Source organism: Thioclava sp. FR2 (genome assembly GCF_051200875.1).
GTDB lineage: Bacteria > Pseudomonadota > Alphaproteobacteria > Rhodobacterales > Rhodobacteraceae > Pseudotabrizicola.
In genome coordinates, this window is the sequence record NZ_CP195191.1 from 2770706 (window position 1) to 2787674 (window position 16969).

Below are 16969 nucleotides of genomic sequence, written 5' to 3' on the forward strand. Positions count from 1 at the left end.
CAGAGCGATCTGCCGTCTTTTTCTTTTTCGCATTTTGGTCGCCGGCTCTAGGCTACGTTCGCGCGATCCAACCCAATAGATTCTCTTCGATGATCGACACCAAAGCGTCGATATGAAGCCTGTCGTCATTAAGGCAGGGAATGTAGGTGAAGGTTTCGCCACCGGCATGTTCAAATGACTCCCGAATTTCTCCATTGATTTCTTCAAGAGTCTCGATGCAATCCGCCGAAAATGCCGGCGCGATGACTGCTATGTTCTTCTTTCCCTTTTTTGCCAGCTCGGCGACATGCTCGACGGTGTAAGGCTTTAGCCACTCTTCGGGTCCGAACACCGATTGGAATGTCGTGTCGATTGCTCCTTTATCCCATCCAAGGCGTTCTCGAAGAAGCCGCGAAGTCTTTGCGCATTGGCAGTGGTAGGGATCGCCGGACATCAGGTAACGCTTTGGCATTCCGTGATAACTCGCGACGAGAACGTCGGGCTTCACCGGCAAGGTTCTATAGACTGCCTCGACAGAAGTCGCCAATGCCTCGATGTATTTTGGATGGTCAAAATATTCGGCAACGGTTCGGGCAGCTGGTTGCCGTGTCTCTTTCATCAGTGCCCTAAAGAATTGGTCGTTTGCCGTAGCAGATGTTGCGCCCGCATAATGGGGATAGAGCGGAAAGAAGAGGATCTTTTCGCAACCAGCTTTGACCATCTCGCGCACTTTGGACTCGGTTGACGGGTTTCCGTAGCGCATACAGAAATCAACCATGATCTCCCCATCATAAAGGGCTGAAAGAGCTTCGGCGATCTTCGAGGTTTGCGCTTTCGTAATCGTCATCAACGGGCTTTCATTAAGCTCGTGATTCCAGATCAGCTTGTAATTTGCACCGCTGCTGAAGGGGCGTTTTGTCAGAATGATCAGCTGGAGAAGCGGTTGCCATTTCCATGACGGATAGTCGATCACACGTTTATCCGATAGGAACTCACTCAAATAGCGCCGCATTGACCAATAGTCGTAATTGTCAGGTGTGCCCAAATTGGCCAACAAGACACCGATCTTCGCGCGCTTCACCGATGGGTGATCTGCTGGCGCATGGGCCAGCCGACCCTCGCCGGGCTTGACGACAGTTCCGGCTTGTGAGTCCAGCATGGCACTTCCCTTCTGTTTATCGACTTACGCCCGACATAACCGCAAAGGGCATCAGGTCAACCACTCTACTTTGTCGAATCAGTAGGAGGGTCAAAAGATTTTAAGACGTCCGCCAGCCTTTGTTTTGCTGATCCGGGTCGCAAGGGTTGCTGTTGGCTCGGGTCTGGGGCCCAGCCGGTCAAACATATGATCTCGAAGGTTGCTGGAATGCGGCCCTCGGAGTCGGCGAATTGATCGTTGTAGAGCTTAGCGGCTTCTACGAAAACGTCGCGCCGGGTCGGTCGACGGAGGCGATCAGCTAGGGCATTCCCTTCGCCCATAGCGCGGATGTCATGCATCAGATGAAATGCATCACGATACCGCACCGTTTTCGTAAAGCTATCAGCGACTGGAAGTGAAAAGCCTGCTCGTTGAAGAAGCCCGCCAAGGTCTCGAATCTCTCCCATAGGTAGGACGCGTGGAGAAAGTCCGCCTGTGACGTTTGTTTCGGCCTGAGCGAGGCAGGCCCGCAACTCCCATAGTGTCTGACCGCCGAAAAGGAATGCCATGAACAAACCATCCGGCCTGAGCGCGCGACGACATTGAACCATTTGGCCGACCGGGTCGTTTGCCCAATGGAGTGCCAAGACGTGAATCGCCAGATCATGCGAAGCAGGAGAGATGTTCAATATCTCTTCGTCATCAATTACCTTGCCGAAATTTCCCCAGACCTGCGGAAAAGGTGTAATTACAACCGGGTCCGTAAACCGTCTGTTAACTTCGGTCAGCCTTTCCTGAACTTCGTCTGCAACCTCCACATGTAGAAAAGTTTCGCTGGCGCGATTGCGGTGAATCTTAAGTGCGGAACTGTCGGTCAGTCTTGGTGGTATTTGCATGGCTGGGAAAATGAGGGGGCGGCTGTGGGAATGCAAGCGCTGCTGAAAGTAATCTATCCCCCGCAGTGCATTTGCTGTGATGCTCGCGTGTCGATAGATTTCGGCCTTTGTGGCTCGTGCTGGCGAGATACGCCTTTTATCACAGGCTTGGTTTGTGATCTTTGCGGCGTTCCACTTCCTGGCCAAGACGATGGTCAATCTGTGCACTGCGACGATTGCCTTCGTGTCGCGCGGCCGTGGCATAAAGGCCGGGCTGTGATGCTATATCGCGACCGCGGTCGTGATCTGGTTCTTCAACTGAAACATGGAGATCGGGTAGATCTTGCAAGACCTGCGGGTGCTTGGCTTGCACGCTCTGCACAAACACTGATCGATGAAGACACGGTGATCGCGCCGATTCCTCTGCATTGGTCACGACTTTTGCGGCGGCAGTACAATCAATCTGCACTTCTTGCTAGCGAGCTTGGACGGGTCGCGGGCATTGTAGTTGTGCCTGATCTATTGGTCCGTACTAGGCGCACCGAAAGCCAAGAAGGTCGAACCCGGGACGAACGGTTTCGGAATCTCCAGGGAGCAATCCGGGTAAATCGTCGGCAAGCCGGCGGGATCACTGGCAGGCATGTCCTCTTGATAGATGACGTGATGACTTCCGGGGCGACCTTTGCAGCGGCGGCGGAGTCCTGCCTTGCAGTTGGCGCAAGCCGGGTATCTGTTTTGGCTCTGTCACGCGTTGCGAAGGATGCCTAAATCCTTATAGTTCCACGCGGAAAGTGGGCTTTAAGGATCGGTCTGATGAAAGCTGTAGAAATCTACACAACTCCCTTCTGCCCCTATTGTCATGCGGCAAAGGGCTTGCTGCGTAAGAAAGGCGTTGATTTCAAGGAAATTGATGTCAGTGCCGACCCGAAACTGCGGATGGCTATGACAGAACGCGCCGGGGGCAGAAGAACCGTTCCTCAGATCTTTATTGGCGACGTCCATGTTGGTGGGTGCGATGATTTGCATGTACTTGATGCCGAAAAGATGTTGGATCGTATGTTGGCAAGCTGATGCGCGCAGGCTTAGTTCAACTTACGGTGACAGACGATCCTGCGGCAAACCTTCCGCAGACAATGGAGTTTGTCCGAGACGCAGCTGGCAAAGGCGCCAGCTTTGTGCTGACGCCAGAATGCACGAACGCGCTTTCGTCGAGCCGTGATCATCAACGTGCCGTTTTCTACCAAGAATCCGACGATCCGACCCTTGCCGCACTTAGACGGCAGGCCGCAGATCTAGGCATCTGGTTGCTTGTGGGTTCTTTGGGCGTCCTGACTCACGATCCGGATGGTCGCTTTGCCAACAGATCGATTCTGATCGGACCAAGCGGGGACATCCAAGCGCGGTATGACAAGATTCACATGTTTGACGTGAATGTCTCTGAAACTGAAATCTATCGAGAATCTTCCGGATATCGCCCCGGTGCAAAGGCTGTATTAGCGGATGTGGACGGCGTTCGCCTTGGCATGACTGTCTGTTATGATGTTCGCTTCCCATATCTCTATCGCGTCTTGGCAAAGGCGGGGGCTGACATTCTTTCGGTCCCGGCAGCCTTTAATCACGTTACAGGCGCTGCTCACTGGGAAACGCTTCTGCGTGCGCGCGCAATTGAAACCGGCTGCTTTGTATTGGCTCCTGCACAAACCGGCTTCCATCCAGAGAGCCACGGGAAGGGCAGACGGACACATGGTCATTCTTTGGCCATAGCGCCCTGGGGAGAGGTTCTCGCTGACGGGGGAACCGAAAGCGGCGTCACAATTGTTGATCTGGACTTGTCACGCGTGGCTGATGCAAGACGGCGGGTGCCATCCCTCAAACACGATCGATCGTTCGAGGGCCCATGATGGACAGGACCGAAGACATTGCCATCACGCTTTTTGGCGAGCTCTTTATGGCGGACCAGTTGGCGAGGAATCGAATTTCCAAAGTTCTTCCTAAAGGAATGGAAATTTCGCACTTTGGTGTACTGAATCACCTTGCTCGTATCAGCGATGAGCGCACTCCGGCCCAGCTCGCACGCTCATTCCACGTTACGCGTGGCGCGATGACAAATACCCTCAACAAACTGGAATGGGCAGGTCACATTCACATTCGCCCCGATTGGGATGATGCACGGCAAAAATTCGTCGCGATAAGCCCTTCTGGGCGGGCTGCCCGCGATGCGGCGGTACAGGCTGTTGCTCCGCTTATTGCAGAAGTTGTCCAGGCTTTGGGTGCAGAGAAAGTGCGGGCCCTGCTTCCAGTTTTGCGCGAGATGCGAACGCGGCTGGAAGGCGATGGTTAAGCGCCGCGTCGTCATAACGGGTGGTGCGGGTCGGATAGGCCGTCTCCTTCAGCGAGAATGGGCAGAGAGCACGATCTTTGATCCGATTTTCCTCGCAAGATCCGACTGGGATATTCTAACCGAACCCGCGCCCGCATTGAGCCGAGACGATACTGTACTTGACCTTGCTGGAAATATTCGAGGCGACGTTTCCATAAACCGGCGGCTTGCTTCAAGGGTTGCGGAATGGGCCAATGGAGCAGGAGCCGCTCATCTCTACATGTCCTCGGCCTCAGTGTACTCTGGTGGTCCGGGACAGATGTTGGAGACGGACGCTCTGTCACCAGTCACCGCTTATGGGCAATCAAAGGCTGAGTCGGAGACCGCTGCGTGCAGCGCATGTTCAACGACCACGGTTCTGCGTCTGGGAAATGTGGCGGGCATAGACGCTTTGTTGGGCGGATTGGTTCCAAACAAGCGCGCCGTTTTAGATCGTGTCCATGGACAAGCAGGCGGCCCAATTAGGTCATATATCGGGCCAAAGACACTGGCGGTGACTTTATCCAAGCTCTTAGAAGTGGCCCCAAAGGGCGACTGCCTTCCTCCTGTGATCAACATCGCCCAACCGTCGCCAGTTTCCATGGCTGATTTGCTCATCGCCTCTGGCCATGAATGGGAGTATGGCCCAGAGCGGCCGGGTGTGATTCCGAGGGTCGAACTTTCGACCGACAGATTGGAATCGGTCTGTTCAGTTCCGCCCGCAACGGCGGACCAATTGGTTGCAGAAGCCAACGAGGCAAGGGTCAGTCGATGACTTTCGAAAAGCGCGTCCTAGATATCAGTTTGGCTCTAGTTCTTATTTTGGTCCTAGCCGTGCCCTTTGCTCTTTTGGTGATCTACCTCCTGCTTCGCGAAGGTCGTCCGGTGTTTTACGTTTCTGAGCGGATGCGCAGTCCTACGCGGGGCTTTTTGCTTTGGAAGCTCCGAACTATGTCAGTGACAAGTGGCGACTCTGGTGTGTCTGGTGGCGATAAAGCCAGTCGAGTGACTCCGGTTGGAAAGATGTTGCGGAAGTTTCGTGCTGACGAAATCCCTCAGCTGTGGAATGTCCTGAAGGGTGACATGAGCTTTGTGGGTCCGCGGCCCCCGCTGCGGCAATATGTTGAGCGCTTTCCGGAGATCTATGGCAAAGTCCTTCAGTCGAGACCGGGTATAACCGGTATGGCGACTTTGTATTTTCATCGCCACGAAGAGCACCTGCTTTCGAAGTGCCTGACGGCAGAAATGACGGACGACGTCTATGCGCGCTGCTGTGTTCCTCGAAAAGCGCGGTTGGATCTGATTTATGCACGACAGCAAAATCTGTGTTTGGACATTGCCCTGATGCTGAAAACTGTGCGGAAAGTTGCCAATTAATTTGGCGCAACCATCAACGTTAGTCAGATTTTGATTGTTAAGCTGCGCCCAGAGGACTATCCACAGCCTGATGCCATCGCGGTAATGATTGGCCGAATTTGACGCACAGTTTGAACGATTGATGGCGAGGAGCCCAGTGTGATCATAGCTTTGATCAAGCTTCGCCGAGCATTTGAAGGCCTTACGAGGCCTGTAAAGCAAGGAATTCTTCTGGCTGTCGACGTTTTGCTTGGGCCAATAACGCTCCTTTTGGCCTTCCTGATTACGGCACCCGCCATTCTGACGTCGATAGATCCGGTGATACTTGGCGCCTACAGCGCTTGTATTTCGACTTTGACCGTTATTGTTGCGTTGTTGTTGGGCATTCCCAAGATCAAGCTAAAATCTTATGAAGGGATAGGGGCGCTCAAGTCTAGCGCCGTCGGGGTTGCAGCGACTGCTGGCCTATACGTCCAAGCATCATCATTGAATTGGCCGCTGCCTAGCGTGACGCTTGCCTTCTTTATGCTGACATTTGTCATTTCGATGGTGTTGATCCGGTTCACGATGCTTCACCTTTTGCTGGCGTTTCTTAGCGTTGGCCACGCAAGGCGGAATGTTCTGATTTATGGGGCTGGAACAACTGGATCTCAGCTTGCGACTGCATTGCGCGGTCATGATGGAATTCGTGTCGTCGGGCTCATCGACGACAGCCCGGCGCTGCAGGGGATGTCAATTCTCGGGCTCAGCGTCCACGGCCCAGAGAAGCTGGATGCACTGGTAAGGAAGCACGATGTTGATCGTATTCTCCTTGCCATGCCTTCTGCGTCGCAGGCGCGACAGGCTGCGATCGCAAGGAAACTGATGGAGCGCGGTCTTGACGTTCACTCCCTGCCTTCCTTCGCGCAATTGGTTGGAACCGAAACTCTTGCTGACACCCTAGTTCCCGTAACGCCAGGTAAGTTTCTTAACCGTCCCGCAGTTATTGATCTCCATCCAGAAGCTGAGAGTGCGTATCGCGGCAAGTCTATTCTGGTTACGGGCGCCGGTGGGTCTGTGGGGTCTGAGCTGTGTCGGCAGTTGTTGCAGTATCAGCCGCGGAAGATCGTGATGTTCGAGGTCAGCGAGCATGCGCTTTATCAGATAGACAAGGAACTGAGCGGTCTACCGGAAGCAGCAACCATTGAATTTGTTCCAGTGCTTGGGTCGGTGACCGAATATCGCTTGGTGCGGGCTGTCTGTTCGCAGCATCAGATTGACGTGATCCTTCATGCCGCAGCCTATAAACACGTGCCCCTTGTCGAAGCCAATCCGCTTTCAGGTATCGTGAACAATGTCTTGGGAACGCGAACCGTTGCCGAAGCTGCGCTTTATCTTGAGGTAAAGCGCTTCATCCTCATCTCGACGGATAAAGCTGTTCGACCAACCAATGTCATGGGCGCGTCAAAGCGACTTGCAGAACTTGTTGTCCAGGACTTGGCCCAGAAATCCGAGAATACGGATTTCTCGATTGTTCGGTTTGGAAATGTTCTTGGCAGTTCAGGTTCGGTTGTTCCTTTGTTTCGAGAACAGATTGCGCGTGGTGGTCCCATTACGCTGACACATGAAGACGTGACCCGCTATTTCATGACCATCTCCGAAGCGGCCAGACTGGTTCTGATTGCTGGTGGCATGTCTGACAACCGGCGCGATGTGTCTGGCGATCTTTTCGTTTTGGATATGGGCCAGCCGATCAAAATTCGTGACCTTGCAGAACGAATGATTTCGGCGGCCGGATGTACTTTGAAAAGCGAAGACAACCCCAACGGCGAAATTGAGATTGTTGTAACGGGTCTACGGCCCGGCGAGAAGCTGCATGAAGAGTTGCTGATCGAGCCTGGGATGTTGATCACGCCTCACGAAAAAATTCTTCGGGCTCGAGAGCGGTCTCTCACCAGTCTTGAAGTATCCTCTGCGCTTCGAGAACTTAGAAGCGCTGTGGCAACCGGCAATACTGAAGCGGCCTTCGAAGTGATGGAGACCTATGTGGAAGGTTACGCCGAGCGTCGCGTGAAACAGGTCAAGCAAGCGGCACAGGGTTGATTATCCGGCGGGCCTGTGGCTTTTCGGGCCTACTGGTTTCGCAGTTTAGTTATGCCAGTTGTCTAACGCGCCATAGACCTTATCATGGCCGAAAATTTCGGGGTACGATATGAAAGCTGTTCCATCCAGCCAACGAATGCTTGCTGCAACTGTGACAGTGGCAGGATTGGTTGTGGTATCTGGCCTAGCACTCGCAGAACAGCGCCCAAGCCTTAACCTTTATGGTTCCGCCGGTTTGATCGACATGCCCTCGGGTGAAAGTCAGCCGGATGGGGCTTTGACTGCAACGACATCGCATTTTGGTCCGATCAGTCGTTCAACACTGACCTTTCAGATCTCGCCACGCCTGTCAGGCAGCTTTCGTTTTCTAGGAATCCGCGACTGGAACAAGAACCTTCCGTGCTTTCCCGGCTGTACTGGAACAGATCAGTTCACGACGTATTACGACCGCTCGTTTGACCTAAAGTACCAACTCCTTGACGAAAGCCGCTACCTGCCGTCCGTTGCAATCGGGTTGCAGGATTTTGTGGGAACCGGTGTGCTGGCAGGTGAATACATTGTCGCGACCAAGCATGTGACACCAGACATTAAGGTCACTGGCGGGTTGGGATGGGGACGCTTGGGTAGCTACGGATCTATCGGATCTCCGCTCGGTGTCAGGCCACCGCTTGTTGCCGGCTCGGGCGGTAATTTCAACTATGATCAATGGTTCCGCGGGCCAGCGGCTCCGTTCGGCGGTGTTGAATGGGCACTGAACGAAAACTGGACTTTCAAAGCGGAATATTCGTCTGACTCCTACTCTGATGAGGCCGGCTATCGTCAGACATTCAAGCGGAAAAGCCCCTATAATTTCGGGATCGAATATCAGAGAGGCGATAGTTTCCGCTTCGGTGGGTATTACATGTATGGCAGCGAAGTTGGTGTCGCTGCTCACTTTCTGCTGAATCCAAAGGCTCGCCCGGGCGGCAATCTTGTGGTCTCTGCGCCAACGCCCATTCGACCCAGACCGAGTCGAAACGCTGATCCCGATGCGTGGTCGACGGATTGGGTTACTCAAAACGATGCTGGCCAGATTTTGCGAGCCAATCTTTCTAAACGCCTGGACGACGACGGAATTGAAGTTCGTTCCATAAGCTTTGACGGTCGTGCAGCCGAGGTTCGGATCATCAATAACGGGACGGATGCCGAAGCGCAGGTGATTGGCAGGACGGCGCGCGCTATGGCGCGTGTGATGCCTGCATCTGTTGAGCAGTTTGAGATCGTTCCGGTTGTGAATGGCATGGCTGTTTCGAAAGTGGTCGTCCAGCGCTCGGATCTGGAAAAATACGAGTTTGCGGTCAACGGATCAGAAGAAATCTTTAACCGCACGCAGATTGTCTCGGTCGGATCTGCCCAAAACGCTGCTGCCCTGGACACCGAAACCTATCCAAAGTTCAAATGGGCGCTTAGCCCGTACGCACGCCTTCGGCTCTTTGACCAGAATTCACCCTTCAAAATCGGTGCTGGTCTGCAGTTGTCCGGCCGACTTGAAGTTACACCGGGTTTGATCGTCAGCGGCAAGATCACAAAACTGGTTGCCAGCAACCTTGATGACCGCCCGCCGATTCCGGCCCGTACTTTGCAGCCTGTGCGATCGGCAAACTATTTCTATGATTCTCTGGGTGATCCTGCGATCGAAACGCTTGCGGTTACCTACTACCACAAGCTTGCGCCCGAGATTTATGGGCGCATCTCGGCGGGATATTTGGAACGCATGTTCGGTGGTGTCTCAACCGAAGTGCTCTGGATGCCCACTAATCGCAGATGGGCGATTGGGGCCGAGGTCAACTACGTCGCACAAAGGTCACCTGATCAGCGCTTTGGGTTCAACTTGCCCTCTGCAATGTATCAGACAGACGGCCCCGGCGTCGAAACAGGTCCCGGCAGCTACAAGGTCCTGACTGGGCATGTCAGTGGTTACTATGCCTTCGACCGTGGCTACCACGCACAATTGGACGTTGGACGTTACCTCGCCGGTGACGTTGGCGCGACATTCTCGTTGAAGCGCGAGTTTGAAAATGGCTGGAAAGTGGGGGCCTTTATTACCAAGACCAATGTGCCAGCTGCAGCCTTTGGCAGCGGCTCGTTTGACAAGGGGATCACCCTTGAGGTTCCGTTCTCGGTGTTGCTTGGCAAGGAAACCCGTGAAGTTCGCTCGACCCTGATCAGGCCGTTTGGACGAGATGGCGGTCAAAGGTTGGAAGTAGACGGTCGTCTCTATGAAACGGTGCGTGGATATCGCGCTGATGGCCTGAGCGAACAGTGGGGACGTTTCTGGAAATGAAAAAGGCGATCATTGCACTCATTACTGGAGCGACAGTTCTTTCCGCCTGTGGCAACGACACAGACGCCTTCGCCATGGCGCAAGTTGCCAAGGCGGTTGTGCCAATCAGAGCGCAGAAATCTGACGGGGGTCTCGGGCTGACTCGCGCAGCGCTTCAGGACATTCTTTCGCCCGTCCAACTGATCACTCTTGAAGAGCGTAATCAGCAGGCATTGGTGGGAGAAATTGAGCAAAATGGAGGCGTCGAGACTTGGAGTTCTGTCGACAAAGTCACGATTTCTCTTCGGAATGGTGTCCTTGTTGCAACGCGGGGACTCGGCGATGACCTCATGTCGGCCAGCGGCCAGCGGCCAAATGTGCAAGTTTCCGCCGATGGAACATACGCCCGCTCCTATGTTCATTTAAACGGCCTAGATCAAACCAGGCGGCTGGTGTTGACCTGTTCCGCAAGATCGAATGGAGCAAAGAGCATTGAAATCGTTGAGAAAATTTACAGCGTGACCGAGATCGAAGAAACTTGTTCGCTTGATGGTCAAAGCGTCACCAACTCGTATTGGATCGATTCTGCAGGCAAGATAAGGAAGTCTCGCCAGTGGGTTAGTCCCAATGCTGGATCGGTGGTCATTGAAGACCTGAGAGGATAAGTGTCGATCAGCTTTTTGTTTTCCATTCCGATCCTTTATGCTATCGAGAACCAAATGTTCCTGAATCGGAGAAAATCATGAAACGTATTACCGCATTCGTGGCCGCTATTTCGCTGGTCGCTTCTGTGTCGACCGCTACCGCTGGTGGCATGAACGTTGCTGACGACGAGGACGATCCAATCGTCGTCGTCAAGCAGGGTTCGTCGTCCTCTGCTGGTTCGCTGGGTGGTGGCGCTGCTGCCGCTGCTGCCGCAATCCTGATCCTCGGTGCTCTGGCCTCGGGTTCTTCGGGCAGCCACTAATTTCTTGCCTTAAGGCAGAAGCAAGAGGGTCCGATCTTCGGGCCCTTTTTGCTTTGGGCTTGCACCGAGAATGTTTACGCCCTATGTAGACGCAGCTGCGTCTTCGGTCTCCACCCCCGAAGTCACCGGATGAACGATACGGGCCGCTGGCCCGTTTTTTGTTTTTTGGACCACACTGGACCCATGACTGACCTTATCGCGAAAACCGCAATTGACCGCCGCCTTGCCGCCATCGTTGGCCCCGCCATCGAGGGCCTTGGCTTTGAATTGGTGCGGATTCGGTTGCAGGGTGGAAAGACCCGCATTCTGCAAATCATGGCAGATCGCCCGGACGGCGGTATTGAGGTCGACGATTGTGCCAAGATTTCTACTGCGGTTTCGGCTATTCTGGACGTCGAAGATCCAATTGAAGACAACTATGTTCTTGAAGTTTCGTCGCCCGGCATTGATCGGCCGCTGACACGCCTCAAGGATTTCGAGATGTGGAAGGGCTGGGAAGCCCGCATCGAAACGACCGAACTGATTGATGGCCGCCGCCGGTTCAAGGGTGCATTGGCGGGCGTCGAAGACGACGAAGTCCTGATTCAGATCGAAGAGGGCGGTGAGGAGATCACCATCGGACTCAAGTTTGACTGGCTTTCAGATGCCAAGTTGATTCTTACCGATGATCTGATCGCCGAGATGCTGCGCCAGAAGAAGGCCAGTGGCAATTTCGACGAATCGCAGTTCGATGAGATTGAAGAAACCGAGGGCGAGGACGAAGACCCCGCCGAAGAGACAAAACACTAAGAAAGCCTGGGAGTTGACCGATGGCGATTACTTCTGCCAACCAGCTTGAACTTCTCCAGACGGCTGAGGCCGTTGCCCGTGAGAAGATGATCGACCCGGATCTGGTGATCCAGGCGATGGAAGAAACGCTCGCCCGCGCGGCCAAGTCGCGTTACGGCAGCGAGCTGGACATCCGCGTAAAGATCGACCGCAAGACCGGCCGTGCGACCTTCTCGCGGATCCGGACTGTTGTGGCAGATGAAGAGCTGGAAAACCATCACGCTCAGATGACGGTTAAGCAGGCCAAGGGCTACTTGGCTGATCCGCAGATCGGTGACGAAATCGTCGACGAAGTGCCACCCGTTGACCTTGGCCGAATTGCCGCGCAATCGGGCAAGCAGGTTCTGTTGCAGCGCGTTCGTGAAGCCGAGCGTGATCGTCAGTACGAAGAGTTCAAAGATCGCAAGGGCAGCATCATCAATGGTGTCGTCAAGCGTGAAGAATACGGCAATGTCATTGTCGATATCGGTCGTGGTGAAGGCATCCTGCGCCGCAACGAAAAGATTGGCCGCGAAGCTTACCGCATCGGAGATCGCATTCGTGCCTACATCAAGGACGTGCGTCGCGAAACTCGCGGCCCGCAAATCTTCTTGTCACGCACCGACCCGATGTTCATGGCCGAACTGTTCAAGATGGAAGTTCCGGAAATCTATGATGGGGTCATCGAAATCAAGGCGGTCGCCCGTGACCCAGGTTCGCGCGCGAAGATCGCGGTCATCAGCTATGATAATTCAATCGACCCAGTCGGTGCTTGCGTCGGTATGCGCGGTAGCCGCGTTCAGGCCGTCGTGAATGAGCTTCAGGGCGAAAAGATCGACATCATTCCGTGGAATGAAGATACCGCTACCTTCCTTGTAAACGCGCTTCAACCCGCCGAAGTGTCGAAAGTCGTGTTCGACGAAGAAGCCGGAAAAATTGAAGTCGTCGTCCCTGATGAGCAGCTTTCGCTGGCCATCGGTCGTCGCGGACAAAACGTGCGTCTGGCCAGCCAGTTGACCGCTTTGGACATCGACATTATGACCGAGGCTGAAGAGTCCCAGCGCCGTCAGGCCGAATTCGCCGAACGTACCAAGTTGTTCATGGATACGTTGGATGTCGACGAAATGATGGCCCAGCTACTGGTTGCCGAAGGCTTTACCAATCTGGAAGAAGTCGCCTACGTCGAGCAGGATGAACTTCTGTCGATCGACGGCTTCGACGAAGGCACGGCTGATGAGTTGCAGGCACGCGCCCGCGACTATCTGGAAGAGCAGGCCCGCAAGGCACTTGAGCATGCACGCAAACTGGGTGTGGAAGAAAGCCTGATCGAATTCGAAGGTCTGACACCGCAAATGGTTGAGGCGCTTGCCAAGGACGGTATCAAGACGTTGGAAGACTTTGCGACCTGTGCTGACTGGGAATTGGCTGGTGGTTGGACAACCGAAAACGGCCAGCGCAAGAAAGACGACGGCATTCTGGAACCCTTCGATGTAAGCCTTGAGGAAGCTCAGCATCTGATCATGACGGCTCGTGTCATGCTGGGCTGGGTTGATCCGACGGCTATGGAAGCCGAAGAAGAAGAGAGTGACTCTGACGAGGAGGCCGAAGCCTGATTTCAGGCTTCGGAGACACGCGGTTGACTCGCGGCGGTCGGGAAAAGATGAAGGACGAACCAGAGCGCAAGTGCATTGCCACTGGGGAGAGCCAGCCGAAAGGCGGACTGATCAGGTTTGTGATTGGTCCGGATGCGGTTGTTGTGCCGGATATTCTGGGCCGTCTGCCGGGCCGTGGCATCTATGTCTCGGCAGATACAGAAGCCTTGAATAAGGCAGTAAAGAAGAACCTTTTCTCGCGTGCAGCGCGTCAGCCCGTGACTGTGCCCGAGGACCTGACGGATCTGGTTGAAGGGCTATTGGCCCGACGCTTGGTAGATTTGGTCTCAATGGCGCGCAAAGCAGGGTCAGCGATCTGCGGGTTTGAAAAGGTGAAAGACTGGTTGGTCAAGGGTGAAGCGGTGACGCTGATTCAGGCCAACGACGGGTCAGAACGCGGGCGCGAGAAGTTGCGACCGCCGAAAGGCCCAGAATCACTGATTTCCTGCCTGACTGCAGGGGAATTGGGTTTGGCTTTCGGCCGCGAACGTGCCATACACGCCGCGCTTGCGGCTGGTGGACTCAACGACCGTGTTGTAGAGGAAGCGGCAAGGCTTGGCGGTTTGCGTGGGGCAAATAGCCAGCAGGTCGGCGAATTGATCGCCGGGAAGGATACGAAGGACGCATGAGCGATACAGACGGCAAGAAACCCCTTGGTCTGGGTGGCGCACCCCGTTCCGGTCAGGTGAAGCAAAGCTTCAGCCACGGTCGGACGAAGAGTGTCGTGGTGGAAACCAAGCGCAAGCGCGTTGTGGTTCCCACAAAACCGGGCGCAGCCGGGGCAGGTGCTGGCGGCAACCAGCCATCATTGGGCGATCCGTCCAAGCGGCCCGCTGGAATTACTGATGCCGAGATGGAGCGCCGTCTCGCAGCTCTTCGTGCTGCAAAAGCGCGTGAGGCAGAAGATGCTGAGCGCCGCGCCGAAGAAGAGCGTCAGCGCGAAGAAGAGCGTCAGCGTCGTCGCGAAGAGATCGAAGCCAAAGAGCGCGCTGATCGCGAACGCGAAGAAGCCCTGCGCCTGAAGGCGGAAGAAGAAGAACGCGCAGCGCGCGAAGCAGCAGAGGCCAAAGCGGCGGCTGCAGCGGCACGCAAAGCAGAGATTCTGGGCACCCGCTCGCGCGCCGCAGTTCAAGCGGAAGAGAAAGCCGCAGAGGCCGCAGCGACCGAAGCAACCCAGCCTGCAGCAGCGCCGCGCGCCAATGCCAACAGCGCTGAAGAAACCCGCGGTGGCGCCTCGGCGAAAGCACCTCTTAGCCCGCGCAAGACGGACCGGGAACGTGAAGACCGGGACCGCGACAGCCGCAAAGGCAAAGGCGATGATGGTCGTCGTTCTGGCAAGCTGACTCTGTCCGCCGCGCTGGAAGGCGAAGGTGGCCGTACTCGCAGCCTTGCTGCGATGAAGCGTAAGCAGGAGAAAGCGCGCCAGAAGGCTATGGGCTTTGGCCAGAAGGCCGAAAAACAAAGCCGTGATGTGCAGCTTCCCGAAACGATCGTTGTCAGCGAACTTGCAAACCGGATGGCAGAACGTGCCGCCGATGTGGTCAAGTCGCTGATGAAGATGGGCATGATGGTCACCATGAACCAGACCATCGACGCTGATACGGCGGAACTGGTGATCGATGAATTCGGTCACAAGGCCGTCCGCGTTTCGGATTCTGACGTCGAACAGGTGATCGACACCGTCGAGGATAAGGCCGAGGATCTTCAGCCGCGTCCGCCGATCGTGACCATCATGGGTCACGTCGACCACGGCAAGACATCGCTTCTGGACGCTATTCGCAAGACCAACGTGGTTTCTGGCGAAGCCGGCGGTATCACGCAGCACATAGGCGCCTATCAGGTCCGCGCTGCCAACGGATCGCTGATCAGCTTCCTCGACACACCCGGCCACGCGGCGTTCACGTCGATGCGTGCCCGTGGTGCCCAGGTTACGGATATCGTTGTTCTGGTGGTTGCCGCAGATGACTCGGTCATGCCGCAAACGGTTGAGGCAATTGCCCACGCCAAGGCGGCCAAGGTTCCGATGATCGTTGCGATCAACAAGTGCGACAAGCCCGCGGCCAATCCGCAAAAGGTTCGGACTGAACTTCTGCAGCACGAAGTTGTTGTTGAGGCAATGTCCGGCGATGTTCAGGACGTCGAAGTTTCTGCCTTGACGGGCAAAGGGCTCGACAATTTGCTGGAGGCCATCGCGCTTCAGGCGGAAGTTCTGGAACTGAAAGCCAACCCAACGCGCGCCGCAATGGGTGCCGTGATTGAAGCCAAGCTGGATGTTGGTCGCGGCCCGGTGGCTACCGTTCTGGTTCAGAATGGTACGCTGCGCAAAGGCGACATCTTCGTTGTTGGCGAGAAGTGGGGCAAGGTCCGTGCACTTTTGTCTGACAAGGGTGAACCGGTCGACGAAGCTGGCCCATCTGTTCCAGTCGAAGTGCTCGGTCTGAACGGAACGCCCGAAGCTGGTGACGTCTTGAACGTGGTTGAAACGGAAGCACAGGCGCGTGAAATCGCTGCCTACCGTGAACAGGCCGCTAAAGACAAACGCGCAGCGGCAGGTGCAGCGACTACGCTGGAACAGCTTATGGCCAAGGCCAAGGCTGATGCAGACGTGGCCGAGTTGCCAGTTCTGGTTAAAGCGGACGTTCAGGGCTCGTCGGAAGCAATCGTTCAAGCCTTGGAAAAGGTCGGCAACGATGAAGTCCGGGTTCGCGTTCTGCACTATGGTGTCGGCGCGATCACAGATAGCGACGTCGGTCTGGCTGAAGCTTCGGGTGCGGCGATCATCGGATTTAACGTCCGTGCCAACGCAACGGCTCGCAGCGCCGCCCAACAAAAAGGCGTCGAGATCCGTTATTACTCGATCATTTATGACCTGATTGACGACATCAAGAAGGCCGCATCGGGTCTGTTGAAAGCGGAAGTCCGCGAAAACTTCATCGGCTATGCGAGGATTCAGGAAGTCTTCCGGATCACCGGCATTGGTAACGTTGCAGGCTGCCTTGTCACAGAAGGTGTGGCACGTCGCTCGGCAGGCGTTCGCTTGCTGCGTGACAACGTGGTTATCCATGAAGGCACTCTGAAGACGCTGAAACGCTTCAAGGATGAAGTCAAAGAAGTCCATTCGGGTCAGGAATGCGGTATGGCGTTCGAGCGCTATGAAGACATTCGTGCCAATGACGTGATCGAAATCTTCGAGCGCGAAGAAATTCAACGCTCGTTGACCTAAGATCTACAGGACAGAAGTCATAAGAATGGCCGTGTGGTTGCCCACACGGCCGTTTTCTTATTCTACTCTGATAGGAGTGACTGGACGGCCCGTGTATAGCTTTTCGTCGACTTTCACGACGACTTGCCCATCGGCTAGCTTGCTGACCAGTATCCCCTGAACCGAGACACAACTCCCAATAGAAATAGTTCTAAGCATCCACCAATCCCCCATTAGCGTGCCAAAAACG

At 55.1% G+C, this 16969-nt stretch carries 16 protein-coding genes and 1 pseudogene; 15 read left to right on the top strand and 2 right to left on the bottom strand.

Going from position 1 to position 16969, the window contains the following annotated elements:
• Positions 1–52: 52 nt before the first annotated feature.
• Together hemH and ACSBLW_RS13445 are read right to left on the bottom strand one after the other, a co-directional pair.
• Positions 53–1138, bottom strand: coding sequence for a ferrochelatase (hemH, locus tag ACSBLW_RS13440; protein ID WP_435257126.1), 1086 nt, complete (start codon positions 1136–1138; stop codon positions 53–55).
• A 65-nt stretch (positions 1139–1203) separates the two neighbouring features.
• Complete coding sequence (locus tag ACSBLW_RS13445) at positions 1204–2007, bottom strand: SAM-dependent methyltransferase (RefSeq protein WP_435260116.1); 804 nt, start codon at positions 2005–2007, stop codon at positions 1204–1206.
• A 30-nt stretch (positions 2008–2037) separates the two neighbouring features.
• On the opposite strand from ACSBLW_RS13445, the gene ACSBLW_RS13450 reads away from it, so the two are divergent.
• From ACSBLW_RS13450 to infB, 15 genes and pseudogenes are all read left to right on the top strand, one after another.
• The gene (locus ACSBLW_RS13450; protein ID WP_435257127.1) at positions 2038–2760 is read left to right on the top strand and encodes a double zinc ribbon domain-containing protein; all 723 of its coding nucleotides are present in this window, start codon (positions 2038–2040) and stop codon (positions 2758–2760) included.
• Between the two features lie 45 nt (positions 2761–2805).
• A complete protein-coding gene (grxC, locus tag ACSBLW_RS13455; protein WP_435257128.1) occupies positions 2806–3063 on the top strand; it encodes a glutaredoxin 3 in 258 nt (85 codons plus the stop codon).
• The gene (locus tag ACSBLW_RS13460) at positions 3063–3893 is read left to right on the top strand and encodes a carbon-nitrogen hydrolase family protein (protein WP_435257129.1); all 831 of its coding nucleotides are present in this window, start codon (positions 3063–3065) and stop codon (positions 3891–3893) included. Before grxC ends, ACSBLW_RS13460 begins: the two co-directional genes overlap by 1 nt.
• On the top strand, positions 3890–4333 hold the full coding sequence (locus ACSBLW_RS13465; RefSeq protein WP_435257130.1) for a MarR family winged helix-turn-helix transcriptional regulator: 444 nt from the start codon (positions 3890–3892) through the stop codon (positions 4331–4333). Before ACSBLW_RS13460 ends, ACSBLW_RS13465 begins: the two co-directional genes overlap by 4 nt.
• Positions 4326–4742, top strand: a pseudogene (locus tag ACSBLW_RS13470) (NAD-dependent epimerase/dehydratase family protein); the annotation flags it as partial. The gene ACSBLW_RS13465 and the pseudogene ACSBLW_RS13470, both read left to right, overlap by 8 nt.
• A gap of 210 nt (positions 4743–4952) precedes the next feature.
• Positions 4953–5126, top strand: a complete 174-nt coding sequence (locus ACSBLW_RS13475) for a hypothetical protein (RefSeq protein WP_435260161.1) — start codon at positions 4953–4955, stop codon at positions 5124–5126.
• A complete protein-coding gene (locus tag ACSBLW_RS13480; protein WP_435257131.1) occupies positions 5123–5728 on the top strand; it encodes a sugar transferase in 606 nt (201 codons plus the stop codon). Before ACSBLW_RS13475 ends, ACSBLW_RS13480 begins: the two co-directional genes overlap by 4 nt.
• Before the next feature lie 504 nt (positions 5729–6232).
• On the top strand, positions 6233–7789 hold the full coding sequence (locus ACSBLW_RS13485) for a polysaccharide biosynthesis protein (protein WP_435257132.1): 1557 nt from the start codon (positions 6233–6235) through the stop codon (positions 7787–7789).
• A 109-nt stretch (positions 7790–7898) separates the two neighbouring features.
• A complete protein-coding gene (locus tag ACSBLW_RS13490; RefSeq protein WP_435257133.1) occupies positions 7899–10112 on the top strand; it encodes a YjbH domain-containing protein in 2214 nt (737 codons plus the stop codon).
• On the top strand, positions 10109–10756 hold the full coding sequence (locus tag ACSBLW_RS13495) for a YjbF family lipoprotein (RefSeq protein WP_435257134.1): 648 nt from the start codon (positions 10109–10111) through the stop codon (positions 10754–10756). Before ACSBLW_RS13490 ends, ACSBLW_RS13495 begins: the two co-directional genes overlap by 4 nt.
• A gap of 77 nt (positions 10757–10833) precedes the next feature.
• The gene (locus ACSBLW_RS13500; protein ID WP_435257135.1) at positions 10834–11058 is read left to right on the top strand and encodes a hypothetical protein; all 225 of its coding nucleotides are present in this window, start codon (positions 10834–10836) and stop codon (positions 11056–11058) included.
• A 183-nt stretch (positions 11059–11241) separates the two neighbouring features.
• Positions 11242–11847, top strand: coding sequence for a ribosome maturation factor RimP (gene rimP / locus ACSBLW_RS13505; RefSeq protein WP_435257136.1), 606 nt, complete (start codon positions 11242–11244; stop codon positions 11845–11847).
• Positions 11848–11867: 20 nt separating this feature from the next.
• The gene (gene nusA, locus ACSBLW_RS13510) at positions 11868–13478 is read left to right on the top strand and encodes a transcription termination factor NusA (RefSeq protein ID WP_435257137.1); all 1611 of its coding nucleotides are present in this window, start codon (positions 11868–11870) and stop codon (positions 13476–13478) included.
• A 23-nt stretch (positions 13479–13501) separates the two neighbouring features.
• Complete coding sequence (locus ACSBLW_RS13515; protein ID WP_435257138.1) at positions 13502–14146, top strand: RNA-binding protein; 645 nt, start codon at positions 13502–13504, stop codon at positions 14144–14146.
• The gene (gene infB / locus ACSBLW_RS13520; RefSeq protein ID WP_435257139.1) at positions 14143–16740 is read left to right on the top strand and encodes a translation initiation factor IF-2; all 2598 of its coding nucleotides are present in this window, start codon (positions 14143–14145) and stop codon (positions 16738–16740) included. Before ACSBLW_RS13515 ends, infB begins: the two co-directional genes overlap by 4 nt.
• Positions 16741–16969 lie beyond the last annotated feature (229 nt).